Origin of the sequence: Riemerella columbipharyngis, from assembly GCF_900101995.1 — a bacterium.
GTDB classification, from domain to species: domain Bacteria; phylum Bacteroidota; class Bacteroidia; order Flavobacteriales; family Weeksellaceae; genus Riemerella; species Riemerella columbipharyngis.
This window is the reverse complement of record NZ_FNAS01000001.1, coordinates 138,159-163,854: the sequence shown is the minus strand read 5'-3', so window position 1 is coordinate 163,854 and position 25,696 is coordinate 138,159. Positions and strand designations below refer to the sequence as shown.

Annotated in this window: 21 protein-coding genes; 6 read left to right on the top strand and 15 right to left on the bottom strand. The window is 38.5% G+C overall.

What is annotated here, in order from left to right:
• Nucleotide 1: 1 nt before the first annotated feature.
• The 4 genes from BLS89_RS00680 to BLS89_RS00665 all read right to left on the bottom strand — a co-directional run bounded on the left by BLS89_RS00680 (nucleotide 2) and on the right by BLS89_RS00665 (nucleotide 3,374).
• Nucleotides 2–568: a glutathione peroxidase gene (locus tag BLS89_RS00680; RefSeq protein ID WP_092735584.1), complete on the bottom strand. Its 567-nt coding sequence runs from the start codon at nucleotides 566–568 to the stop codon at nucleotides 2–4.
• Nucleotides 569–573: 5 nt separating this feature from the next.
• Nucleotides 574–1,239, bottom strand: a complete 666-nt coding sequence (locus BLS89_RS00675) for a histidine kinase (RefSeq protein ID WP_092735583.1) — start codon at nucleotides 1,237–1,239, stop codon at nucleotides 574–576.
• A gap of 58 nt (nucleotides 1,240–1,297) precedes the next feature.
• Complete coding sequence (gene kdsB, locus BLS89_RS00670; protein WP_092735582.1) at nucleotides 1,298–2,041, bottom strand: 3-deoxy-manno-octulosonate cytidylyltransferase; 744 nt, start codon at nucleotides 2,039–2,041, stop codon at nucleotides 1,298–1,300.
• Nucleotides 2,042–2,120: 79 nt separating this feature from the next.
• On the bottom strand, nucleotides 2,121–3,374 hold the full coding sequence (locus BLS89_RS00665) for a pyridoxal phosphate-dependent aminotransferase (RefSeq protein ID WP_092735581.1): 1,254 nt from the start codon (nucleotides 3,372–3,374) through the stop codon (nucleotides 2,121–2,123).
• Between the two features lie 218 nt (nucleotides 3,375–3,592).
• On the opposite strand from BLS89_RS00665, the gene BLS89_RS00660 reads away from it, so the two are divergent.
• Nucleotides 3,593–4,609: a nucleoid-associated protein gene (locus BLS89_RS00660; RefSeq protein ID WP_092735580.1), complete on the top strand. Its 1,017-nt coding sequence runs from the start codon at nucleotides 3,593–3,595 to the stop codon at nucleotides 4,607–4,609.
• Between the two features lie 333 nt (nucleotides 4,610–4,942).
• Here BLS89_RS00660 and BLS89_RS00655 read toward each other — a convergent pair whose 3' ends face one another.
• From BLS89_RS00655 to ccsB, 10 genes are all read right to left on the bottom strand, one after another.
• A complete protein-coding gene (locus BLS89_RS00655) occupies nucleotides 4,943–5,641 on the bottom strand; it encodes a YiaD family glycine zipper/OmpA-like lipoprotein (RefSeq protein WP_092735579.1) in 699 nt (232 codons plus the stop codon).
• 12 nt (nucleotides 5,642–5,653) lie between these two features.
• Nucleotides 5,654–6,145 carry a lipocalin family protein gene (locus BLS89_RS00650; RefSeq protein WP_092735578.1) on the bottom strand — a complete coding sequence of 164 codons (492 nt, stop codon included), beginning with the start codon at nucleotides 6,143–6,145 and terminating at the stop codon, nucleotides 5,654–5,656.
• 82 nt (nucleotides 6,146–6,227) lie between these two features.
• On the bottom strand, nucleotides 6,228–6,674 hold the full coding sequence (locus BLS89_RS00645; RefSeq protein ID WP_394330503.1) for a copper resistance protein CopD: 447 nt from the start codon (nucleotides 6,672–6,674) through the stop codon (nucleotides 6,228–6,230).
• Between the two features lie 257 nt (nucleotides 6,675–6,931).
• Nucleotides 6,932–7,783, bottom strand: a complete 852-nt coding sequence (gene ypfJ / locus BLS89_RS00640) for a KPN_02809 family neutral zinc metallopeptidase (RefSeq protein WP_092735576.1) — start codon at nucleotides 7,781–7,783, stop codon at nucleotides 6,932–6,934.
• A gap of 79 nt (nucleotides 7,784–7,862) precedes the next feature.
• Nucleotides 7,863–8,807, bottom strand: a complete 945-nt coding sequence (locus BLS89_RS00635; RefSeq protein ID WP_092735575.1) for a sulfate/molybdate ABC transporter ATP-binding protein — start codon at nucleotides 8,805–8,807, stop codon at nucleotides 7,863–7,865.
• 15 nt (nucleotides 8,808–8,822) lie between these two features.
• On the bottom strand, nucleotides 8,823–9,617 hold the full coding sequence (locus BLS89_RS00630; RefSeq protein WP_092735574.1) for a thymidylate synthase: 795 nt from the start codon (nucleotides 9,615–9,617) through the stop codon (nucleotides 8,823–8,825).
• A gap of 4 nt (nucleotides 9,618–9,621) precedes the next feature.
• The gene (mazG, locus tag BLS89_RS00625) at nucleotides 9,622–10,398 is read right to left on the bottom strand and encodes a nucleoside triphosphate pyrophosphohydrolase (RefSeq protein WP_092735573.1); all 777 of its coding nucleotides are present in this window, start codon (nucleotides 10,396–10,398) and stop codon (nucleotides 9,622–9,624) included.
• Nucleotides 10,399–10,470: 72 nt separating this feature from the next.
• A complete protein-coding gene (locus tag BLS89_RS00620; RefSeq protein WP_092735572.1) occupies nucleotides 10,471–10,899 on the bottom strand; it encodes a DUF5606 family protein in 429 nt (142 codons plus the stop codon).
• A gap of 26 nt (nucleotides 10,900–10,925) precedes the next feature.
• Complete coding sequence (gene def / locus BLS89_RS00615; RefSeq protein WP_092735571.1) at nucleotides 10,926–11,504, bottom strand: peptide deformylase; 579 nt, start codon at nucleotides 11,502–11,504, stop codon at nucleotides 10,926–10,928.
• A gap of 278 nt (nucleotides 11,505–11,782) precedes the next feature.
• Nucleotides 11,783–14,971, bottom strand: coding sequence for a c-type cytochrome biogenesis protein CcsB (gene ccsB, locus BLS89_RS00610; RefSeq protein WP_092735570.1), 3,189 nt, complete (start codon nucleotides 14,969–14,971; stop codon nucleotides 11,783–11,785).
• Between the two features lie 209 nt (nucleotides 14,972–15,180).
• Here ccsB and BLS89_RS00600 point away from each other — a divergent pair, with 209 nt between their 5' ends.
• The 3 genes from BLS89_RS00600 to BLS89_RS00590 all read left to right on the top strand — a co-directional run bounded on the left by BLS89_RS00600 (nucleotide 15,181) and on the right by BLS89_RS00590 (nucleotide 19,801).
• Nucleotides 15,181–17,628, top strand: coding sequence for an FtsK/SpoIIIE family DNA translocase (locus BLS89_RS00600; protein ID WP_092735568.1), 2,448 nt, complete (start codon nucleotides 15,181–15,183; stop codon nucleotides 17,626–17,628).
• Nucleotides 17,629–17,639: 11 nt separating this feature from the next.
• Nucleotides 17,640–18,278 (top strand): outer membrane lipoprotein periplasmic chaperone LolA1, encoded by a 639-nt coding sequence (locus tag BLS89_RS00595; RefSeq protein WP_245688737.1) that lies wholly within the window; start codon nucleotides 17,640–17,642, stop codon nucleotides 18,276–18,278.
• A 68-nt stretch (nucleotides 18,279–18,346) separates the two neighbouring features.
• The gene (locus BLS89_RS00590) at nucleotides 18,347–19,801 is read left to right on the top strand and encodes an LptF/LptG family permease (RefSeq protein WP_092735567.1); all 1,455 of its coding nucleotides are present in this window, start codon (nucleotides 18,347–18,349) and stop codon (nucleotides 19,799–19,801) included.
• Between the two features lie 183 nt (nucleotides 19,802–19,984).
• Here BLS89_RS00590 and BLS89_RS00585 read toward each other — a convergent pair whose 3' ends face one another.
• Nucleotides 19,985–20,227 carry a hypothetical protein gene (locus BLS89_RS00585; protein WP_092735566.1) on the bottom strand — a complete coding sequence of 81 codons (243 nt, stop codon included), beginning with the start codon at nucleotides 20,225–20,227 and terminating at the stop codon, nucleotides 19,985–19,987.
• Nucleotides 20,228–20,506: 279 nt separating this feature from the next.
• Between BLS89_RS00585 and BLS89_RS00580 the strand changes: the two genes are divergently transcribed.
• Both BLS89_RS00580 and BLS89_RS00575 read left to right on the top strand, forming a co-directional pair.
• The gene (locus BLS89_RS00580; RefSeq protein WP_092735565.1) at nucleotides 20,507–23,335 is read left to right on the top strand and encodes a thrombospondin type 3 repeat-containing protein; all 2,829 of its coding nucleotides are present in this window, start codon (nucleotides 20,507–20,509) and stop codon (nucleotides 23,333–23,335) included.
• A 6-nt stretch (nucleotides 23,336–23,341) separates the two neighbouring features.
• Complete coding sequence (locus BLS89_RS00575) at nucleotides 23,342–25,654, top strand: reprolysin-like metallopeptidase (RefSeq protein WP_092735564.1); 2,313 nt, start codon at nucleotides 23,342–23,344, stop codon at nucleotides 25,652–25,654.
• Nucleotides 25,655–25,696: the final 42 nt, after the last annotated feature.

Here is a 25,696-nt window from a genome sequence, read left to right as displayed (position 1 = left end):
TTTATTGCAAATGCTTGGTGATACTTTCGCTATTCGGTTTGGTGGTACTGAGATAGGTATCGATGATTCTCCCGTTTTCGTCTAACAAAAACTTAGTGAAGTTCCATAGTATCGTCGTATTCTTTACCCCATTGAATTTCTTTTCCGTCAAAAATCTAAAAATAGGAGCTGTATCCTCTCCCTTTACAGAAACTTTGGCCGCCATTGGGAAAGTTACGCCGTAATTCTTTTTACAGAACGACTGTATTTCCTCGTTGCTCCCCGGCTCCTGATGGGCAAAATTATCCGCAGGAAAACCTACTACCACTAGTTTGTCTTTGTACTTTTCATAAAGTTTCTCCAAACCTTCGTACTGAGGGGTAAAACCACACTTGGAAGCGGTATTTACGATAAGGATTTTTTTGCCTTTGAAATCCGCAAAATTTATCTCGTCTCCATCTAAACTTTCCACCTTAAAATCATAAATACTTTTCGGGATACCGGCATCTTTTTTAGAAGATTGTCCTTTACTTTTAGTACATTGAAAAAATGCTAAAACCGACAGGAATAAAACCAATATTTTTTTCATAATGTTTATTTAATTTTAAATGTGTTTTTAGGTAGTACTTTATTAACATCTATTTGGGTAAAAACCATTAAATATTCACCTTCTTTTTTAGAATTAGAAGACTCTATTCTATAGGGCATCACAAGATTTCCTACCTTCCTAAAATCCGAATAAATAAGCGTTTCGCCTTTTTTCTCCTCTTTCAGCAGCATATAGCTATTGACATCAAAATAATAAATGGTTTTATTTACATTTTTAGTCAGTTCTACTTTGTAGCAAGATTTTCCATCGACCATATCTTTACCCAAAACCGTCGCTGTAAAGCCTTTCGCCTCGTAGTTCAAGTAGTCTGTATCAAAACTCTCGGGCTGATAATCGCTAAACTCTTGAAGTTTATTAGTCGCATAGTTCATCGCGTAGCCTTTCTTACCGTCATAGGCTTCTATCACGCTTTCTTTGCCATTATTGATGATGACAGTCTTGGTAAGATTGGGCCTCTGTTGAAAAATTTCTATGGGGTATTCTTCATTGAGGCTCAATACCACCTTCCCCTGAAGCATTATAGAATTGAGAAGTTTCCAATGGTTTTCACCTCCTGTAAGCTCTATATTTTTAGCTATAATTTCCTTTGCAGTCTGAGAAAAAGCCCCGCCTCCCAAACATAGAATTAAAATCAAAAATATCTTTTTCATCCGCATTCAATTAAATCTAAATATTGCCAAAGATATAATTTTAATTTTAATAAAAAAACTATACGCTTCCTTTCCCGATAATTTCTCTGGCTCTCTCCAAGTCTTTGGGTACATCTATACCCACGCCTACAAAGTCTGTCTCTATGAGTTTTATTCTCATCCCGTGCTCCAGATAACGCAAACATTCTATTTTTTCTGCTGTCTCCAAAGGACGCATTGGTAATTTTGAAAACTCCAAAAGTGCCTCTCTACGGAAAGCATAAACGCCGATATGTCTGTAATAGGCCAAAGAATCTGTTTTCTCCCTTGGGTAAGGAATAGGTGAACGACTAAAATAAAGAGCAAAACCATCTTTGTCGGTAATGACTTTTACATTATTCGGATTTTCTACTTCGGTAAAGTTTTTCATTTTTATTTTTAATGAGGCTAAAGAGATCTCTTTCTGAACATCTTCATCGAAAACCTCTACAAGCTGCTTCAAAGGCTCTGTTTTGAGAAAAGGCTCATCGCCCTGAACATTCACCACGATATCGCAATCCAAATCTTGCACCGCCTCCGCTATGCGGTCGCTCCCCGTTTCGTGAGTCCCCGTCATCACGACATTCCCGCTATTAGCCTTGATTTCATTGAATATCATTTCAGAATCCGTAGCGACAAGAACATCATCGAAAAGTCCGGTTTCTCTCACATTATGATAAGTCGTAGAAATGACAGTTCGGTCACCCAATTTCTGCATTAGCTTACCCGGAAAACGGCTTGCCTGATACCGTGCAGGAATTACCGCTATGATTTTATTTTTCATTTTTAATCCTTAAAAAAACAAAACTCCATCTATCCAAAAATTTGGCATCGATGAAGTTTGTTTACATTATAGCATTTTATTATTTCAACTGAGAAAGTGCTTTTTCTAATTTCGGCAATAGATTTTGGATATCTTCCAAAGAACATCCTCCCGCAGAAGCCCTAAACCAAGGCATCTCTCTACCATTCCCAAATGCCGAAAACGGCACAAAAGCAGCATCTGCATTGTTAATGAGATAGAACACCAAATCTGTGGTATCCTTTATAACTGTTCCGTCCGGTGCTGTTTTTCCTACATAATCCATTTTTACAGTCAAGTACAATGCCCCCATAGGTTTAATGCTATCAACCGCAAACCCTTTTGATTTAAGGCTTTGAATCCCTTGATGCAAAGTTTCCAAACTATGGTTAATCTTTCCTTTGAAATCAGCAACGAAGGCATCTACCGCATCTGCTTTAGCCCAAAACTTAGCTGTAGCTTCTTGCTCCGGTTTTGGTGCCCAAGCTCCAATATGGGTAAGAAAAGCCTTGATTTTAGCAATAACTTCAGTAGGACCGTATGCCCAGCCTACACGAACTCCGGTGGCTGCCAGACATTTGGATATCCCATCAATATAGATAGTATATTTTTTCATCTCCGGGTATATACCCACTGGTGATACATGCTTACCTCCAAAAGTAAGCAATGCATAGATTTGGTCATACAAGAGATAGAGTGGCTTTTGGTCCGGCGATCTTCTTTTGTTTTCCTCTAAAACCAAATCACAGATTTCTTTTAATTGTTTCTCTGTATAGGCTGTTCCTGTAGGGTTGAGCGGTGAACAAAGGGCTAAAAGAACTGCTCCGTCTAATTTTCCTCTAAGCTCTTCTGCCGTAGGCAAAAAATTATTTTCAGGCTTAGTCTCTACCTCCACTTTTTGGGCATCACTGAGATAGCAGAAGTGATTATTATTCCAAGAAGGTACCGGATAGACGACTTTATCCCCTTCATCTACAATACTCAAATAAGTAGTGTAAATCAATGGACGGGAACCTCCGGCAATCTGAATATCCGAAGCAGGATAATCCAAATCATACCTCTCTTTAATGTCTTTAGATACCACTTCTCTAAGCTCTGCAATACCCGGCGACGGTGGATAGTTGGTAAAATTAGCATTATATGCCTCCTGTATAGCTTCTTTTAAAAGAGCAGGGATAGGATATATATTGGAATTCAAATCTCCAATGGTAAGATTGGAAATAGCTCTTCCCTTAGATTTCAAATCATTAACTTCATTGCTTATTTTTACAATTTCAGAGGCTACCAAGTGGGTAGCAAGATGAGATAATTTCATTATAAAATATTTTTAGTCATTAAGCGTTAAAACACCTTTAATTCTGTTCTACAAATGTAATTTTTTTTATTGAAGTTTACAAATTAGTTTAAGCCCTCTGCCTAAAAAAACTAAACAAGTCCGTAATTTTACATCTATACAAACCAAACTATCCGAAATTTCCAGAATAAAAATCTTATTTAATCCTTATCTTTGTGCACAAAAATACACACTCTAATATGATTTCTAAAATAATTGTACATAAAGTAGGAAACAAAATAAACCAAGAAAATTTATTTCTTTCTTCGGAGGAATTACACTTAGACGAGGAAATGCAGGAATTGTTAGAAAACTTCTTCCTAAAATCCTTCAAAGGCGAAGAACAGTTTCAGTTTTACAGCGATTCCTATCTCACGAGCAACCCCGTTTATAGCTCTGTTTCCGAAATATTTGAGGATAAAAATAAATTTCTTTGGGAAAGCGAAAATATTGCCAAACACCTTTACGAAATAACCGAAAACCCACGTGTACAAGGGGGCGAATTATTTATCGTTTATTTTGAAGGCGAAGAGACAGAAGGCGGAAAGATAGATTCTATCGGGATTTTCAAAACAGAAAACAAAGAAACTTTCTTAAAAATAAATGCTAATGATGATGATGCCTACAACTTAGAAAAAGACTTTGGCATCGGACTTTCAAAGCTGGACAAAGGGGCCGTCATTTACAACAATAATAAAGAAACCGGATACATTTTATCCATAATAGATAATAACAAAAATGGCGATGTCTATTACTGGTTCGAAGATTTTCTAAAAGTAAAACAACGCGAGGACGACTACTTCCACACCCAAGAAACCCTCGCCGTTTACAAAGATTATATTACAAAACAGCTTCCCCAAGAATTCGAAATTTCAAAAGCAGACCAAGCCGATTTTTTGAATAAATCCATCAATTTCTTTAAAGATAAAGAGCAATTTGATTTTGAGGAATTTACCCAAGAAGTTATCGGAGACGAAAATGTGATAGAAAGTTTTGTCAATTACAAAACCGACTACGAACAAGAAACCCAAATGTCCATAGCCGAAGAATTCCCAATAAATACGACGGCAGTAAAAAAACAACAGCGGTATTTCAAAAGCGTAATAAAACTAGACAAAAATTTCCATATCTATGTACACGGTGACCGTAAAATGATAGAAACCGGACAAAATGAAAAAGGGAAATTCTACCGTCTATACTTTGAAGAAGAAAAATAACTTTGTTTCCTACAAGCTTAAAACAAAAAAAACGGCTAATGCGATTATCAAATGATAAGGACATTAGCCGAAGAAATATGTATTTTTTGAAGTTATTTAAAATCAAAATAATAATGAATTCCTACTCCGATTCTGGAAAAGAATAGTTTTTGAAGAATAAACATTAACACACAATACTGAAGCTACGACTAATTCATAATATTTTTTATTTAATTTTGCTAAAAAAGCTTTAACTCCTTGAAATGATACGATCGATACGAGTTCCAAGTATAGAAAAAAAAATCGCTTCAGAGAAAAAATACTCCGAGACGATTTTTACTTACAGATAATAAATTATCTCACAGCTTCCTGTTTTACTTCGTTGATCATATTTTCATTTGCAGTAATGGCAAATTCTACACGACGGTTTTTAGCACGTCCTGCGGCTGTGGCGTTAGTATCTACAGGATCAGCTTCTCCCATTCCTTTAGGAATCAATCGGCTTCTGTCTATACCCAATGACGCAAGGTAATCTACTACGGCGGAAGCTCTTCTATCAGACAGTTTTAGGTTATAAGCATCAGAGCCTACATTGTCCGTATAGCCGTATATATTGATATTGGTTTCTGGGTTGTCTTTAAGTACTTTACCTAATTTATCCAAGTTGGTTTTAGCTTGGTTCGTAAGGTCCGAAGAGTTGAACGCAAAGTTTACCATATTTTCGTGCAGGGTTACTTTGATACCTTCGTTTACCCTTTCTACTTCTGCACCTGGAAGTATTTCTTTAATCTGTTTTGCCTGTTTATCCATCTTTCTTCCGATGGCATTTCCAGCCACACCACCTACAACCCCGCCAAGTACCGCTCCAAGTGGGGCATTTTTACCTTTCCCTAAGTTGTTGCCCAATATCCCTCCAATAACAGCACCCGCAGCAACGCCTATGGCTGTACCTCTTTGCTGGTTATTTGAGTTTTGTACCGCTTCGCAGCTTGTGAGTAAAAGACTTCCGGATAGGAACACTGCAGCTGCACTTGTTTTGTTAAATAATTTCATTTGTGTTATAATTTATTTATTGCTAATTTTTTTGAATACATAAGCCACTTTAATATTTTCGCCTTGGTAAGATATATTTTGTGCCAAAGTAAACGAATCATCTGTCTGATTTTCCAAAGTAAGAGAATATCCAGAAACGACTTGTTTAGGTTTCTCTCCTGAAAAGATTTTTTTGAATATAAATTCATTTCCATTTTTCACATCAAACTTAATATTCTGAGAAACAAAAGGACACCCTTCGTGATTTTCCAGAGTGTAAGACCCACTCCAGTTATTAGGCACAAGCGTCCATACACTGCCCATAAAACACTTGGAATCTATGCCTTCATCAAAAGGTTTAACTCTAAAGTTTTTGTTGTAGTTATTTATCTCTACGATTTGCCATTTTCCTTTTAATTTCAGGAATTCTTTACGATTGTTTTGGGCTTGCTGCTCTTGTTGAAGAGAAGAACAAGAGGCTATCGTAGCAGCACCTATGATACCTATGATAATTAAATTTTTCATTTGTTTTAATTTTTATGGTTTAATAATAAAAAATTGTACCAAACTTTTTGTTAAATATTTATTTTTGAAAAGATTAAAAATTTTAGAAAGCTCCTCCATATCTCACAAAACTACCCAATATCAGCATAACCACCCCGATAAGCGTAACACAGATAATATGAAATGCCATTATAGGAAGTTTTTTTGGAGTTAGATTTGGTAATAAAAATATGTTGGCACTTAGGGCAAATAACACCGTGCTTAACAGCAATGTGAGTTTCAGCGAAACAACACACTCCAGCGGCGTGGCAAAATGAAACCATTGGCTGGAACCTACGCCGTAATTATAAGCCATCCATATTCCTGTAACTACCATTAGTACGAGGGCGGGCATTCCTATTTTCTCATACTTACGCTCAAAATTCAGGAGTAATTCCGGAGATTTCTTTTTAAGCACTTCGGGTAAAATACCAATGGACAAGACAAGATGACCACCTACCCAAATGGCAGCACCTAATAAGTGTATAATCAGCAATAAATGATGTGGCATAATAAAAAAGTTCCTAATATCATCTGCAAAATTACATAATATTCGGAACTTAGCTTCAATAATATATTTTTTTTCACTTAATACTACAACAAAGTCGGCTTACCTTGTCGTCATTTTTTTTCATCTATCATCAATATCTCAAACTAATATTCAATGTTTTATAATCCTATAAATAAAGGAAACCACACACATAGCGTGAATGATGTCTCTACTCTATCCTTTATTCCCTTTATGAAACAAACCCTAAAAAACACTATTTATCTCAGCAAAACACTGAAAGTATCTCCTTGGCGGATATCTCCCGTTTGGTAGCCTTTTAGAAACCATTCTTCTCTTTGCTTGGAGCTTCCGTGTGTAAAAGCCTCTTGGTTCACATAGCCTTGTTGTCGTTTTTGGATATTATCATCGCCTACAGCTTCAGCAGCATCTAATGCACTTTGGATATCTCCAGGTTCTAATATTTTGGCTCTGTTGTCTGTCAATCTCGCCCATAGTCCGGCATAAAAATCAGCTTGAAGTTCAGTCGCCACAGACACTCTGTTCATTTGTGCTTCGGAGTATTTTCTACTGTGTCTCAAGCTGTTTACTTTTTGAGTAGTCCCTAAAATCGTCTGAATATGATGTCCTTGTTCATGGGCAAATACATAAGCCACAGAAAACTCTGTCACTTTAGCTCCAAAACGGCTTTCCAATTCCTTAAAAAAGCTCATATCCATATAAATGGTTTCATCTGCGGGACAATAGAAAGGCCCCATTTCCGAACGAGCTGTTCCACAGCCTGACTGGGTAGTATTCTCAAACAAAACTACTTTGGGAGGTCTGTACTCTACTCCTATTTTCTGAAGTTCTTTTTGCCAAGTAATATCATTTTCAGCGTGCAGCATCTCTATAAATTCTCTTATCTGAAGCTCTTGCTGTGTCAATTGGCGTTGTTCTGTTTGAACCGGAGCAGAGTTCATATTAGAATCCAACAAAGCACTGGGATCTCCTCCTAAAAAAAAGATAATTGCGGCAATGACAAGAGTACCAATACCGCCACCTACCAATCCTCCTTTCAGACCTTGTCCACGACGGTCGTCTATACCACTTCTATTATTAGTCCATTTCATATTTTTAAGTTTTTATTTCGGATTATTCATTTAACAATATCTTTTTTCCGCAACTAAGATATTTTTTTTACATAAAACTTCACAACATTTGTTGAAACTCAACAAAAATTTCTCCCTCAAGTACTTGAGGACTATAGATGATAAACTTTATTCCCTCTACGGAAATAAGATTCCAAAAATAACTGCCTGCAAAGCGACTTTCCAATACTTTAGCCGATCTTCCATTATCACACAGATATATCTCGTGCGGATAGTAGTGGTCTCTCTCCAAATTGAGAGCGGTTTGGTCTTTGTCGCTCAGCACATTTACTTCGCCCATAAGGCTTGCCACATAGGTGTTGTATGGTTTTTTGTAAGTGTCTTCCGGCGTGTCGTTTTGTATTAGCCTTCCTTCTTGAAGAATAATAATTTTATCGAGCCAAGGCATTACTTCTTGCAACTCGTGTGTAGAGATGATGAGCGAGAGGTTGTATTTTCTTACATAGCCAAACAGCTTGTGGCGAAGCTCCAATTTTCTCGCAAAGTCTAAATTGCTAAAAGGCTCGTCCAACAGCAGAAGTTTAGGCATTACAGATAAAGCTCTCGCTATAGCTACACGCTGCCGCTGCCCTCCGCTTAGATATTTCACTTGTCGAGTGGCGTAGTCTTCTAATCCTACCACTTGAAGAAGCTCCTGCACCTTGCTTTTCTTTGCAGAGAGATTGATATTAGACAAAAATTGCCCTACATTATCATACACTGTTGCATAGGGCATCAGCTCATCATTTTGAGCGACTAATTTCATATCCTTTTCTCCGGGAACCAAGTTGCCTTTCGGACCAAATGTAGGAATACCTTCAAAGATAATCTGCCCCGACTGCCAGTCAAGCAATCCGTAAATTAAGCTTAAAAGTGTAGATTTTCCGCATCCGCTTTCCCCGGCAAGTCCAATAATTTGCCCCTCCTTTATCTCTAAGCATAAGTTTCGGAATAAAGGTTTCTGAGGATTATAAGAAAAATAAAGGTTTTTAATTTCTAAAAGCATCTTAGTGGTTTAGGATTAAATGGCAACAGAGGCTTTAATAGCCGAATGGGGATTGTAGCCCTCTAATGTAAAATCTTGGTATTCAAAATCAAAAATGTCTTTCACTTTAGGATTGATCATCATTTTGGGAAGCTCTCTCGGCTCTCTGGACAGCTGTGTTTTTACCTGTTCAAAATGGTTGTTATAAATATGAACATCGCCAAACGAGTGGATAAATTCTCCCACTCCCAAATCGCAGACTTGTGCTACCATCATCGCTAATAAGGCATAGCTCGCAATATTAAACGGTACTCCTAAAAATACATCAGCACTTCTTTGGTATAGTTGCAAAGAAAGTTTTCCATCAGCCACATAAAACTGAAACATTGCATGGCAAGGTGCCAGAGCCATATTTGGAAGCTCTGCCACATTCCACGCCGAAACCAGCATTCTCCTACTGTCTGGATTGGTTTTTATTTGATGAATGACCTCTTTTATTTGGTCTACGACTTTCCCATCGGCCCCCTTCCAACTTCTCCACTGGGCACCATATACGGGACCTAAGTCTCCATTGGCATCCGCCCATTCATCCCAAATCGTTACGCCGTTATCATTTAGATATTTAATATTTGTATCTCCTTTCAAAAACCAAAGCAATTCGTAAATAATAGATTTGAGATGGACTTTTTTTGTGGTTACCAAAGGAAATCCCTTGGACAGGTCGTATCTTAGCTGGTATCCGAAAACACTCCGAGTGCCGGTGCCCGTTCTATCCGTTTTATCTGTTCCGTTTTCTAAAATATGACGAAGTAAATCTAAATAGTTATTCATAGGGTTAAGGATTTTTAATAATGGTTTTGGCTTTGTTCCACAATTGCTCTATTTCATCGAGATTAAGCTCGGAAAGTGTAGTGTTTTCTTCTTGGGCTAAGCGTTCCATACATTGAAATCTTTTAATGAATTTTTGATTGGTTCGTTCCAATGCCGTGTCCGGATTAATGTCCAAAAGTCTGGCATAGTTGATAAGAGAGAAAAAAATATCTCCTAATTCTTCTTCTTTTTTCCTGAAGTCTTGCTCTGTATGAAATTCTTTCAGCTCTTCTTCTACCTTTTTCCAAGCCTCCTCTGCATTAGGAAATTCAAAACCTATCCCCTTAACTTTCTCTTGTATTCTAAATGCTTTTATCACGGGCGGAAGACTTTTGGGTACACCAGCTAAAACGGATTTTTGCCCTTCTTTTAGTTTAAGTTTTTCCCAATTTCTTTTTACTTCTTCTTCATTTTTCACCTCCGTATCACCGTAGATATGAGGGTGGCGGAATATCAATTTTTCATTGAGAGATTTAATGACATCACCGATATCAAAGCTATTTTTTTCAGAACCTATTTTGGCATAGAATATCAAATGCAATAGGACATCACCCAATTCTTTTTTTATTTCTTCGAGGTCTTCCCCAAGAAGGGCATCAGAGAGCTCATAGACTTCCTCCAATGTAAGATGCCTAAGAGATTGCAGCGTTTGTTTCCTGTCCCAAGGACATTTCTCCCTAAGCTCGTCCATAATGCCTAACAACTCCTCAAAGGCTTGTAGTTTTTGTTCTTTGGTATTCATAAATAAAAAACTTTGCTGAAGCTTATCCAACAGCAAAGTTAAAATTTATAATTTATATGTACATCATTATTTTTATCCGTTCTCTCCAGAAGCTTCTGTATCTGCTTTCACAAAGCTATCTGGCGTAATATATCCCGCTTTTTGCAAAATATTGTACCATTGCACCAATTTCTTGATATCGGATACATAGACTCTATCGGTATCATAGTCCGGCAAGGCTTTAGACATAAATGTTTTCAGTTCTTCGTCAGAAGATTTATGATTAATGGTTTGCTTGTAATCCTCGTCTTTAGCAATATTTTCAAAGACTTCAAAAAGAGGAACTTCTCTGCTAAAACTAAACATGGCAATATTATCCAACAGACTTACTTGGCTGGAATTAGAAATACTCAATTTTTTCTTGGTCGTAATGTCCTCTACGATAAATCCGTTTCTGAGCTGAGAAACAAGTTTATAAAGTCCTGGTTTTCCCGAGATTGAAATTATTTTTTCTAAAATCATTTTATATTGTATTACATGTTATACACTTATTTTTTATTTGGAAATCTCATTTTATAGTTAATATGGACTTCGCCATTAGATATTTTGCTGAGCTTTCCTTTAATCATTTTTTTCTTCAGAGAGCTTATTTTATCAGTGAAGAGTATGCCCTCTATATGATCATACTCGTGCTGGATTACCCTTGCACGGATATCCGAATAGGTTTCGGTATGCTTTTGGAAATTCTCGTCATAGTACTCTATCACGATGGTGTCTTTACGCTTTACATCTTCACGAACTTCGGGTATGGAGAGGCAGCCCTCATTGAACTTCCATTCTTCGCCGCTTTCTTCAAGAATTTTAGCATTGATGAATACTTTCTTAAAATCCTTCAGCTCGTCGGCAATATCGGCATAGTCCTCATCGGTTGCCAAAGGCGATACATCTACGATGAACAAGCGGATATCCAATCCTATCTGCGGTGCGGCAAGGCCAATGCCGTTGGCACTATTCATCGTTTCAAACATATCACTAATCAGCTGCCCGAGATTGGGATAATCCGCAGAAATATCCATTCCTTTCTTTCTCAAGACAGGGTCGCCGTATGCACGAATAGGTAGTATCATATTCTATAATTATTCTTTTTCAATTCTCATTTTACTTAAGAAAAGATTTTGCAAATATACCATATCTTTACTTTGTAAACAAATCCGAAATATCGTCCCAAGTAATGCCTTCCAAAACCTCTCTTTTAACAAACCTTCCTTGTTTACAAATAGATACGGCTTGTTTTTGAAATTAAATTCGGGAGATTATAAAATTTTCAACTATTTTATTTGTAAAAAAACGAGAGTATCGCATCAGACCTCTCGCTAACAATGAAAATCATTAAAATCCACGGCTTCTATTTACGGTTAAGTTCCTTGTACTTTATCCACGACCATACCGAAAGAGCTATCATCACAGCAGTGGTAATATATACCCATATCGGAATAGGAATAGGATCTCCCGCCGCATAGGAATGCAGCCCGGTGAGATAATAATTTACTCCAAAATAAGTCATTACCACACTACTGAATGCAAACATCGTTACCATATGAAAAGTATGTGCCCCTCTAAGCCCCGGCACAAGACGCATATGTAATACAAATGCATAAACCATTACCGAGATAAAAGCCCAAGTCTCTTTAGGATCCCAAGACCAATAGCGTCCCCAAGATTCATTAGCCCAAATCCCCCCAAGGAATGTACCTATGGTAAGCAAGAACAGCCCCACCGTAAGAGACATTTCAGAGACTATTCCTAGTTCCTTTATCGTAGTATCGTGATGCTTTTTATACACTTTTTTATTTGTAAGGATATAGAAAATAAGTACCGTAGAGCCTATAATGAACGAGAGTGCAAAGAAGCCATAGCTGGAAGTAATGATGGCAACATGCACCACAAGCCAATAAGACTTCAGTACTGGAACAAGCGGGGTAATCTGTGGATTGAGGCTAAGAGCACCGTGTGCAAACCCCATAAGAAGCACTGCTACCATAAACCCCGAACAAGGAATCAATGCGTTTCCGTTTCGGTAAAGCAACAGCCCCGCCGTAATACCGATCCAAGAGATGAACATAATCGCCTCGTAGCCATTGCTCCACGGGGCGTGCCCGGAAACATACCACCTTGCGACAAGTCCTACAAAATGGACGATATAGCCTAATATTCCTAATGCAATAATCATCTTGATGATTTTATGCAAAATAGAATGAGGTTTAAAGAGTTCTACAAATCCTAAAACAATTAATATCACAGCAATTACAGTATAGAAAATCATCAATATAAAATTGATATCCAACTTATTTAGCAAAAGTTCTGTTTTTATTTTAGAATCAGATGGAATTACGCTTTTCCCCCATTTCATTTGGTAGTCTTTCAGTTTTTTCAGTTCCACGTCAGCTTGTTTCCAGTTGTGGGTTTGCGTAGCATCTACTACCGCGGAAACATAAGGTCCGAGGATTTTCTGAGAAATACTATCAGGTTTCAGCTCTGCATCTACTACGGAGTTCCAGCGGTGGTTAGGATCGTTCTGGACAGGCACTACGCGGAAGTATTGCCAGTTCATCAGACTGTTCATTACTTGTACCTTATCGTTTAGTTTAATGACAGCTTGGTCGTATTTCGTCTGTTCAGATGCTTTCTTTCTGAAAGCTTTGTTATAATCATCTTCAAAAACATATACCGGCATACCGTTAGTATCTGGTGTATAGAGGTTTATCAGGCTGGTATAACCGTCTGCATTGGCTCTGGCTTTTTTCTCTATTTCTTTTCCTATATTTCCTTGGCTTTCTACTTTTATTACTTTCAAGTTAGCCAAAATCATAGGATTGACAGCGGAAATAATCACCGCATCCAAAAACCATTGGTTGGCATCTATGCCCTCGTAGCTGTCGTGAGCCGTGAGCTTCCTTAGTACATCAAGTGCCTGGGTGTTTATCGGTTCTATTCTTCCGTCGTAGCTTTGCACCAATAGCGAACCAAATTCTTCAGCGTGGTGTTTATCTATTTTAATGGTTTTCAAAATCTCCTCGGCAGACCTATTAGCCGTAGGAGACGTAGGGGCAAGCGTGTTTTGAGTATGGTTCTGGGCTTTAGAAAAACCGAAAGCCAACAGAAAAATCAGAACGGTGAGTCCTCTTTTTTTAGCAATATCTCTAAGTCTTTTATTAAGCTCCCAAAAGCGAGTCCCTTTCCAGAATAGAGTAACAAACATTCCTAAAAACAACAATGCGTAGCCGATGTAAGTAATGAGCGTCCCCCAATAATCGTGATTTACGGAGAGGATAGTCCCCTTTCTATCAGGATCAAAACTCGATTGGAAAAAGCGATAGCCTCTATAATTGAGAATATGGTTCATATAAATTCTAAAAGGTGTTTCTGTACCGTTGTCAATGATTTTAACTTTACTTTCGAAAGAAGAAGGCGAAGAAGAGCCAGGGTAAGTTTTCAGTATAAACTCATCTAATTTCAAGGCAAATGGCGTGGTGTAAACTTTTGATCCGTACCCCAGCATTATATTGATCCCATCTACATTGATTTGTTTCATCTGTCCCGGTGTGTTGTCCTGTACGGTTAGTTTTACGATTTGCTTGGACTTTTGCCCTTGTACTTCCACCGTCATTTCGTCAGGGAGGTTTTTCTCTTTTACTTTGTCTCCGGAGTAAGAGATTAGATTACCGCGTTCAATCCCGTTAGGAACCACTATTTTCAGTTGGTCAATGGAATACAGGCTTCTAAGAGCAAGAGGCTCGTAGGTGTCTTTCCGTACGGTTCCGGTAGTTTGGGTTGCCATCGTAAGGTAGCTTGCATCAATAGGCGCTTTAATCAAAATTTTATCTCCTTCTGTTTTGAACTCTATGGCACCGTCTATCTTTCTGTTCAGCGTAACGAGGTAGTTTCCAATATTTTTCACTTCTCCGTCTTCGATATAATATTCCAATCTTCCTGCATTGTCCGTAGTCACAAAGTGGAGGTATTTTTTTCCGCTTGGATTCAGCTGTATGCTGTCTTTTTTCCTTGGGACATAATTTAGTTCCGTTACTTTTATTTTTTCGCCGTTGAAGTCGTATGCAGCACGAAAATTATGCTGTGTAACGGCAGTCCAGAACGGGACTTTCGGTGTAGCGATATACGGAATGTCTTGATAGTTGTACACATCGCCATCGCGTTCCATTTTTATTTTGAAATAATTTCTGTCGGACACAATCTGGTTAGAAGTATCTCCTTGGCGGATATGCATCTGTCCCTCATAGCTGATGTATCGAGTAATAGCCCCACCGATAAATAGTAGTATAAACGACAAATGGAACACCAGCAAAGGCCATTTTTCTTTTTTCCAGAGACGGTATCTTGGGATATTAGCTATAAAATTGATAATCAGTAGAAACATTATTGCTGAGAACCACCACGAATTGTATATATAGGCTTTGGCGGCAGGAGTCCCGAAGTCATTTTCCAGAAAAGTGGCATACGCCATTGAAATAGCATAAACCAGCAGAAGAACTGCCATAGTGCGTGTAGAAATCAGTATTTTCTGTAATTTTTCCATAAAATAAAGGCGTGTGTAAAAATTTCAAACCACAAATATAAAGAGGATATGCCAAAAAAGTCTAATAATAATCACTAATTTATTATTTTTATAGAATATAAATAACTCTATTTTCGTGTTGTAAAGAGTGGAAAAGTTTTCTTTTTTAAGGTTTATTTTTGGGATAATTATTATTAAATTTGCATTTTTTCTATATTTAATCATTAGCAATGAACACTAACAAAGAAACACCAAAAGCACCAAAAAAAAAGAATAAAGTCCGTATCATAACCGGCTGGGTGCTGTTTATATTTTCCATTATTTTGACAATTTCGTTTGTCTCCTATCTCTTTAAGTGGCAGGAAGACCAAAGCCAATCAGCCGCAATGTTTAATAAAAGTGTACAGTCTTCTAATGTGTTTGGAAAATTAGGAGATTGGCTGGGCAATTTATTTATCTATGAGAGCTTTGGGATAGCGGCATTTTTTATTGCCTTTTTGTTTTTCTTATTGAGTTCTGTATTTTTCAAAACAAAATTATTCAAATTTTGGAAAGCGGTTTACCACAGTGTATTTTTCCTTTTGTGGCTGCCGGTATTCATTGCCACCGTTACCGGAGGAAGTAGTGTTCTAAGCGGTGTTTACGGCTACGAAATGTATGAGTACGGAGAGTCTATTTTAGGGAGTTTTGGCTTATGGCTGATACTTTTATCGGTGATTATCCTTTATCTTATTTTAGAATTTAATTTCAGTTTTGACGGAGTTAAGTCAAAACTTAATGACTGGAAAGAAAAAGCGGAGGAACAAAAAAATAAAATAAAAGATGCGGTATATGATGAGAATGATGAGTCTGAAAGTAAAGAAGCCGTACAAAGCTTTGAGGATAAGGTTTTTGAAAATCCGCCATCAGTAGCGCCAATTAAAACACCGGATAATAAAGAAGTTGTTGGCAATGGCAGCGAAGTAAAAACGACACCGCCTATCAATATTCAGCTCAATCACTCCGATGATGAACCGCCTACAGCGGCAGGCAGCACTTCTATCCCAAGAGATGAAGAACCTAAGGGAAGCAGTCTGGGGGATATCCCTATTGTCATTGAACCTATCCATTCGGAAGAAGACGACAAAGAAGAGGAACCTGCCCCTAATGATTTGGTAGAAAAGCACGGGCTGTACGACCACCGTTTAGATTTGGCAAAATTCCAAATGCCGACTATAGAATTGCTAAAAGATTATGGCAATCAAGAAATCACCATATCTCAAGAAGAACTTGAGGAAAGCAAAAAAAAGATAGAAGACCTTCTCAAAAACTTCAATGTGGGTATAGCAAATATTCACGCTACTGTAGGACCTACGGTAATTCTCTATGAGCTTATTCCAGAAGTGGGAGTAAGAGTTTCTACAATTAAGAGATTGCAAGATGATATCGCCCTGAATTTGGCAGCTCTCGGGATTAGAATTATCGCCCCTATGCCGGGTAAGGGAACTATTGGTATAGAGGTGCCTCGTAGCAATCCGGCTATGGTCTCTATGCGTTCCGTTATCGATTCTTATAGATTTAGAAAAACCGATATGGAGCTGCCTGTAGTCTTTGGTAGAACCATCTCTAATGAAATTTTTATGATGGATTTGGCAAAAATGCCACACCTACTGATGGCTGGTGCTACGGGACAAGGTAAATCTGTGGGTATCAATGCAATATTAGCTTCTTTACTTTATAAAAAGCACCCGAGCGAGCTTAAGTTTGTGATGGTGGACCCGAAAAAAGTAGAACTTTCGCTGTATGCCCATTTGGAGAACCATTATCTCGCAAAACTTCCGGGCGAAGAAGATGCGGTGCTTACCGATACCACAAAGGTTATCAATACGCTTAATTCTCTTTGTATAGAGATGGATAACCGCTACGATTTGCTGAAAGCGGCATTTTGTAGAAACCTAAAAGAATATAACCAAAAATTTACAGAGCGAAAACTTAACCCCGAAAACGGACATCGCTATCTGCCCTATATCGTGTTGGTCGTAGATGAGTTTGCAGACCTTATCATGACAGCAGGAAAAGAAGTGGAGCATCCTATAGCCCGTCTCGCTCAATTGGCAAGGGCGGTAGGTATCCATTTGATTATCGCCACCCAAAGACCATCCGTAAATGTAATTACGGGGATGATAAAAGCCAATTTCCCTGCACGAGCTGCGTTTAGAGTGATTTCGGGAGTGGATTCCCGTACCATATTAGACAGTCCCGGAGCGGAACAGCTTATAGGTAAAGGGGATATGCTTTATTTTAACGGTAATGATTTAACGCGTCTTCAGTGTGCATTCATAGATACGCCTGAGGTAGAGAGAATAGTAGAGTTCATCAGTGAGCAGAGAGGTTATGGTGGTGCCTATGAACTGCCGGAGTATGTAGGGGAAGATGCAGGCGGTACATCGGGAGATTTTGACCCAAATGAAAGAGACAGTCTTTTTGAAGAGGCGGCAAGAATAGTAGTTTCTACACAGCAAGGCTCTACCTCTATGCTGCAAAGACAGCTGAAACTGGGGTACAACAGAGCGGGCAGGATTATGGATCAGCTGGAAGCCAATGGTATCGTAGGGACTTTCAAAGGCTCTAAGGCAAGAGATGTCTTAATCTCTGATTTGAATGCTTTGGAACAATTTTTGGAACAAATGAGAAACTAAAAGTTTTAATAATGAAGATATTAAATAGGAACATCATCTTAGCCTTTACCGTACTTGTGTTTATGGGTAGTTATACTTTTGCCCAAAAAATAGATGCGAAGGCTAAAGCACTCTTGGACGCAGTATCCGCAAACTACAAATCTAAAAAGAGTAATTATTTCACTTTTACATACTCGACAGGCAGCAGCAAAGTACAGCAGAAAGGGACATTTGATGCATCGGGGAATAAATATGCCCTCGAGATAACGGGAACCCGACAAATTTTTGACGGAAAAAAAGTTTACAGCATCAACAAAGAAGAAAAAGAAATAACAATAAGCAAACCTAATGCTTCTGCATCTGTCTTTTCTCCTCTTAACTATATTGAAGAATACCGTAAAGGCTATGCTATAAAGGCTATGGGAACTCAGCGGATAAACGGAAAACAGGCTTCTGTCGTTAGGCTTACACCTACCTCTTCATCAGAGTTTAGATACATTTCTCTGTACATTGATGCCTCGAAAAAGCAAATATTAAAAATGCAGCAAGTTTATAAGAATAATACCTCCTCCTCTATCACTGTAAATTCTTATAAAGCCAATGCAAGCAATGGGGCTGCATTTTCTTTTGATAAAAGTAAATATCCGGACTATGTCATCACGGAACTATAATAAAGACTACAAAAAGTTTTCTTTTTAGCCATAGAATTTTATCTTTGTGGTTCCAATCTTAATAAGGTATGCTGAAAAAATTAGATAAATATATCATCAAAACTTTCTTTGGACCGTTTCTGTTTATTTTCAGCGTGCTGTGTTTTATATTCATTGTCAATATCGTATGGATCAAATTATCCGATTTCACCGGTAAAGGACTTACTCCTTTTGAGATTTCAAAATTATTGTTTTACCTTGGGGTAAGTATCATTCAGATGGTAATGCCTTTGACGATCCTCTTGTCTTCTATAATGACTTTTGGAGATTTTGGAGAACATTACGAACTGGCAGCAATAAAGTCCGCCGGAATTTCGCTCTTTCGAGTGATGCGTCCGTTACTTATGGTGGTGGGGATTATTGCCGGAATTTTATTTTTGTTTTCCAATAACATTATTCCGAGCTTTAATAAGAAGGCTAAGAATATGCTCTACAATATAGCCATCGCACGACCGGCGCTATCCTTTACGGCAGGGCAATTTGTTACCTCACTGCCAGGCACCTCTGTAAAATTCGATAAAATAGAAGGCGAAAATGGGCAAAACCTTACCGGCGTTTTTATTCACAAAACTGCAAACCTCTACGAAGACCAACAAACCATAGTCGCTAAAAGAGGGCGTTTCGCTAATGCCGAAGATCCGAATTATCTGAAACTTGTTTTGTATAATGGTTATATTTTTGAGGATAATATAGACGGCTCAGATTTCTCACGGAGGGTAAAACAGCCGAATCAGTCTGTGAAATTTGACAGCCTTGTGTCTAACTTTGATATTAGCGAACTACGGAACCAAGCTATAGAAAAAGAAAAGGTAACAGATAACTATGATTTCCACAATTATAGCGAAGTTAGTAATGACATAAAAAAGGTAAAAAACGACAATAAATCAGGTTTTGAAACGATTAGCTATGATATACTGAGCCAGATTAGCCCCTATCTTACGAGCGACGGCGTGAAAGACAAAACAAAACTTCCGCCTCTACCATTCAAACTGGATACCCTTGACTCAAAGAAAAGACTGAGAATTCTGGAGAATGCTTATGATAAAATAACCACATTAAAAGACAATAGTAAAAACTACAAAAACGAAATCTATAATATGATAAAGCATCAAAGTACAGTAATAAAATACCAACAGAAGATGCTGAGCTATTCCTTTGCTTGTTTGATTTTTTTTATTATAGGGGCAAGTTTGGGTTCTATTATTCGTAAAGGAGGAATGGGCTTCCCTGTGGTAGTAGCGATTATGATTTATATTGTTTTTTATGTAATAGACCTCACAGCGGAGAATTTGTCTTGGAAATCTCGGCTTAATCCTTATCTTGCAGTATGGCTACCGAATATCGTGTTATTCCCTCTTAGTATCTGGCTTGTATTCAAGGCCCTTACAGACTCTCAAGTCTTTGATGCCGAAAAATATAAAATGTTCTTTAAGCCAATTATCAAACCATTTATAAAGAAAGAGGAACACAAACGTTACCAATAAAAAAGCCGTCCTTTTTGGACAGCTTTTTTTTGAATAATTATCGTCGTGTGCTGTGGTTTTCAAGATGTCTTTTTGCGTATTGATATCCCCAATTATATAAAATAGATAAACAAAAAATTGCAATAAAGATCCGAGCTATCGTTCTTAACGAGTCATCTTTCATTCTTGAATATCTTTTTGATATTATTCTTCGTCTTCTCCAGTATCGTATTTTTCCAATTCGGCATCGCACCATTTGAAAGCAGCTTCTATTACTTTTGTAGCTTCGTCTGCAATGGTCTCTTCATCATCGCCTTCCAAATCGTCAAGCCACTCTACTTCTTCCTCTTCTACATTGAGGATAAATCTTGGATATTCCGTGTGAACAACGAACAGATCCTCAGGAAAATCTGAATTATCTGCCATTAAAAATTTTGGTAATTTCATAATATAAATTTTTGTTCTACAAAAGTAATCAAAATTCCGTCAAAAACGAACAACTAAGAGGAATTATTTTGATTATATAAGTTTATTTCAATCTATCTATTGTATTGTCGTTTATGTTTTACATTGAGCTTTGGCGATAGATTTTCCCCGTAAAATTCCATTTTAAGGTAAGTCCAAAACTTCTGACATCGCCATAATAGAGCTTGTCTAAAAATTAGTTAATTCTATTTTTGAAAAAAATATTAAAAAAAAAATATAGTAACTTTGTGGAAAAATAAAATGATAAAAATCAAAGCCATTCCGTTCTATTTAAGTTTATTTCTTTCTAATTTTTTATTCTCTCAACAATATTGGACCATTGCTAAAAACCAATTGCACAAAAACACTGAAAAACAGTATTATAAACTAAACAAAACCGATTTTGAAAATAATTTGGCAAATACTCCTTTTGGGCAGAAAATAACCATTTACCTACCTGATGAAAACGGAAACCTCTCTGCTTACGAAATTGTAAAAACCAAAACCCTCTCCGACGAATTACAGAGAAAACACCCAAAACTCCTTACTTTCAGGGGCTATTCCGTAAAAAAACCACAAAATAAAGTGAGTTTTGTGTGGTCTTCCACAGGATTGGACGCTGTTTTTGAAACACCCGATAAAATCTATTATTTAAGCCCAAAAGAGGGAGCATACCATATTACCGGAAAGCAGCCGAACCAAGAGCCCAAGCTGCCCTTTGAATGCAATATGAATGAACTGCCGGAGAACAACCAAAAGCCGTACGGATGGATGAGACGTTTCTCTGCCGAAACAAATCATCAAATACGCGTGGTGCGTTTTGCGGTTCTTGCTTCCGCCGGATATTCTAATGTATGGCTGAAACTTATGAATAAAGAAAATGCCTCGGAAGAGGAGAAGAAACGCGTGGTTTTGGAAGCCATTACACGCTCTGTCAACCGCGTGAACGATATGCTTATGCCAGACTTAGCGGTTCGTCTGGAATTGGTTTCTGATGAATCCACTATTTTTTTGAACCAACACAACGAACCCTACATAGGAGGAGGAAGCGGCTCTTGGCATGATTTCAAAATTAAAGAAACTCTAGACAAAGCTATCGGTGCAAATAATTACGATTTAGGACATTTATTTCTCTTCGGTAGCCGTGGAGGCTTATCCGCAGGGGTGGGAACCATTGCTTTTCCAAACCAAAAAGCCAATGCCTTTTCATCAGACCAATCTTTTAACATAAGAGACCGCTTCGAAGGAGTACTTGCCCACGAAATAGGGCATCAGCTGGGTGCTTTTCATTCTTTCTCCTACAAAAGAGAAATTTTGGGAAACAGCAGTAAAATAGAACCGGCGAGCGGCAGTACTATAATGGCATATCCCGGGGTGGCCTTTACGGGGAACAGAGTAAGCCAAAATATTCAATACAAAAAAGATTTATATTACAACCACCGTTCAATTATGGAAATGAAAAATGTTTTGAGCCGCGTATCGCTAAGGACGGAGCCGTCTGCCAACCAAGCTCCCGTAATTTCCGAGCGTGTAAAAACATTTACCATTCCGAAACTTACGGCTTATAAATTGGAAGGAACAGCCGAAGACCCCGACAAAGACCAACTCTACTATGCTTGGGAGGAATCCGACCCGCTGGCACCTTCCAAACCCGTTACCAAAGAACGATTTGGACCAGATTTGGAGCAGGGGGCTCTTACAAGAATGCATCCGCCGTCTGCAGATAATTTCAGATATGTACCCAAGCTGTCCCGAATACTGGAAGGCAGACTTACGGAAACCAATCCCAACACTTCGGCATATCCGATGTTTGGCGACTGGGAAACCGTTTCGGGCGTAGGCAGAACGATGAAATGGGCTTTTGTGGTAAGAGACAGAGCCATTACCAGCGGCGAAGCAGGAAACACGGTGTTCGATTATACGAATGTAACCGTAGATGCCGATGCAGGCCCCTTTAAGGTAACCTCACAAGAGTCGCCTGAAACGTTTACCGCCTACCAAGATGCACATATCACTTGGGATGTCGCAGGCACGGATAATGCGCCGATTAACGCCAAAACCGTTTCCGTTTATTTCTCTGCCAACGGCGGAAAATCGTTCCCTTACTTAGTGGCTAAAAACTTACCGAATACCGGTTCTGCCGACATTAAATTTACCAACGATATGGCAACGGAGTACGGTAGAATTATGATTAAAGCCGATGACAATATTTTCCTTGCCGTAAACAAAGCAGAAATAACCGTGAAAGAGGGGGAAGAGCCTGTTACAGACAAAGATGGAGACGGTATTGAAGATGGTAAAGACAACTGCCCGAATATAGCCAATCCTGACCAGAAAGATACCGATAACGACGGCATCGGAGATATTTGTGACAATGATATTGACGGAGACGGTATATTAAACAATCAAGACAACTGCCCGAACATTGCCAATCCTGACCAAAAAGACTCGGATAACGACGGCATTGGTGATACTTGCGACAGTGATATTGACGGAGACGGAATTCCTAATGTACAAGATAATTGTCCAAATATAGCCAATCCAGACCAAAAAGATACGGACAACGACGGCATCGGAGATACTTGCGACAATGATATTGACGGAGACGATATATTAAACAATCAAGACAACTGCCCGAACTTTGCCAATCCCAACCAGCAAGACTCGGATAACGACGGCATCGGAGATTCGTGCGATGACGATATCGACGGAGACGGAATTCCTAATGTACAAGATAATTGTCCAAATATAGCCAATCCAGACCAAAAAGATACGGACAACGACGGCATCGGAGATGTTTGTGATGAAAAGGATGATACTTTGAAAAACAAAGAACCCTCTGCTAATGATCATAAAATAATTGTTTCCAATTTTCTTCATGCAAACCAAATTTGGTACATCAAAAATATTGAGTTTTACAAAAAAAATATAATCCGTATTTTTGACGCATCAGGAAAGCGGGTTCTCACTCTGAAAGATTATCGCAATGATTGGACGGTAAGACTTCCTGCCGGCATTTATTATTATATCATTGCATTAGAAGATAAAACAAAGAGTACTTTCAAAGGAAAATTACTGATTAAAAATTAAAGCTTTATGAAAATAAGAGGAATAACAATATTTATTTTTTTGCTACTTTCTTCGACGGCTTTTTCCCAACAATATTGGAAACAGCTGAGCGTAGCAAAAGCAAATAAAAACAGCCTGAATGCCGTTGAATATCACTTAAACAATAAGGCTCTTGAAGCTAAACTCCCTTCTGATTTCAATGCTGCAAAAAAAGTTTATTTCCCTGATGCACAAGGAAAAACAGAAGGTTATGAGGTGAGGCAGACCAAAACTCTGTCGGACGAACTTCAAAGAAAATACCCGAACATCCGTACCTATACAGGTATCTCTGTAAACAATCCTAAGAAAATCATCAATTTTGTACTGACAAAGCAAGGACTATCGGACGCCGCCGTGATAGACGGAGACAAAATACAATACATCAGTAAAGATACTGACAACCAATATTCCGTCCGAAAAAGCAGCATCTCCAAAGAAATGCTGAAAACCGATGCCTGCCGCGAGCTTGACCTCGATGCATTTTCTACTGCTGCAAGGGAGGCTGCCGGAAATTCAGACATAATCCCCTATACCCAGCCGGCAGAAAACCCCATTAAAACCCGCGTGGTAAGATTCGCCGTATTGGCTACGGTAGAATATTCCAGAGCTTTCCTATATTACTCAAAAGGCTATGGCGGCCCCATAGGAAGCCCTTACGAACACGCCACAGACCAAGAAAAAAAAGAAGCTGTTTTGGGTGCAATAGCAGGGACAATCAATACTGCCAACCAGATTCTTATGTCGGATTTAGGCATACGCTTAGAGCTTGTCTCCGGCATCTCTACGATATTTACGGAATTTAGCGAAAAAAGTAAATACCTCGACAAAGGCGATAATCCTGTTTTCATTGCAAACGGGAAGAAGATAAGAGACCTCATCAACAAAGAGGTAGGAAAAGACAACTATGATTTAGGCCACAGGTTTCATGGCGGAACGCCTTCGGGGCAGGCTGTAGTTGGATCCATAAAGCCGTCTCTGCAGCTATCCAGAACCAAAGCTTATACGCGGTTTAACCATATACAAACCGTTATGGAAGATTTAATCTTCGCTCACGAAGTAGGACACCAGCTGGGGGCAACACATTCTTTTTCCGTGGGAAATCCTATATATACATCTGCCATAGAACCCGGCAGCGGAACTACCATAATGGGTTATGCCGGATTGAAATACGAAAACAATGTACAAGGAAGCTCGGATAACTACTTTAATCATTACTCCGTGCAGCAAATCAGAAATACCTTAGAAAAAGCAAAAGAGCAGGGGTTACAGCTTAGGACGGAAGAAACGGGTAACCACGCTCCCGCTATCGGGGCAAGAAAACATTCTGAATTTACCATACCGAAACTTACGGCTTATAAATTGGAAGGCAAAGCCACCGATGCGGATAACGACCAACTCTACTACACCTGGGAAGAAGAGGACAAGACCAACAAAGACTTTAAAGAAGTGAGCATCCAAACTTTTGGCCCCAGCCAACCGGCAGGAGCAACGACAAGAATGTACCCACCTTCTGCAGACAATTTCCGATATGTGCCTAAACTTTCCAGAATATTGGAAGATAAATTAACCGAAACATGGCCTCAAGGAGGCGACTGGGAAACCGTTTCGAGCATAGGTAGAACGATGAAATGGACTTTTGTGGTAAGAGACAGAGCGGTTGCCGGAGGAGAAGCAGGAAATGTAGTATGGGATTATGTGGATATTACGGTTGATGAGCAGTCGGGGCCTTTCAAGGTAACCTCACAAGAGTTTCCTGAAACCTTTACTGCCTACAAAGATACACATATCACTTGGGATGTCGCAGGCACGGATAACGTGCCGATTAACACCAAAACCGTTTCCGTTTATTTCTCTGCCGACGGCGGAAAATCGTTTCCTTATCTAGTAGCGAAAAATCTTCCGAACAATGGTGCCGCAGACATTAAATTTACTAACGATATGGTAACGGAGCACGGCAGAATTATGATTAAAGCCGATGACAATATTTTCCTTGCCGTAAACAAAGCAGAGGTAACAGTGAAAGAGGGAAATGATAATTCTTTAGGGGTACAAGATAATACGACTTCTGATATTCTTGTGAACAATATTCTTAGTTATAATCAAACTTGGAATATATTAAACCTTGATAAATATAAAAACAATGAGGTTCAAATCTTTAACCTCAGCGGAAAATTGATATTTACAAAAAAAGGATACAACAACTCTTGGAGGGCTAATGTGCCTGCCGGAATCTATATTTATGTGATAAATTTAGGAGATAATTTAGTTCCCATAAAAGGAAAATTAGTCGTGAAAAATTAGAAATAATCACAGCAATTTAATCCACTGCTTAGCTTTTTAAGC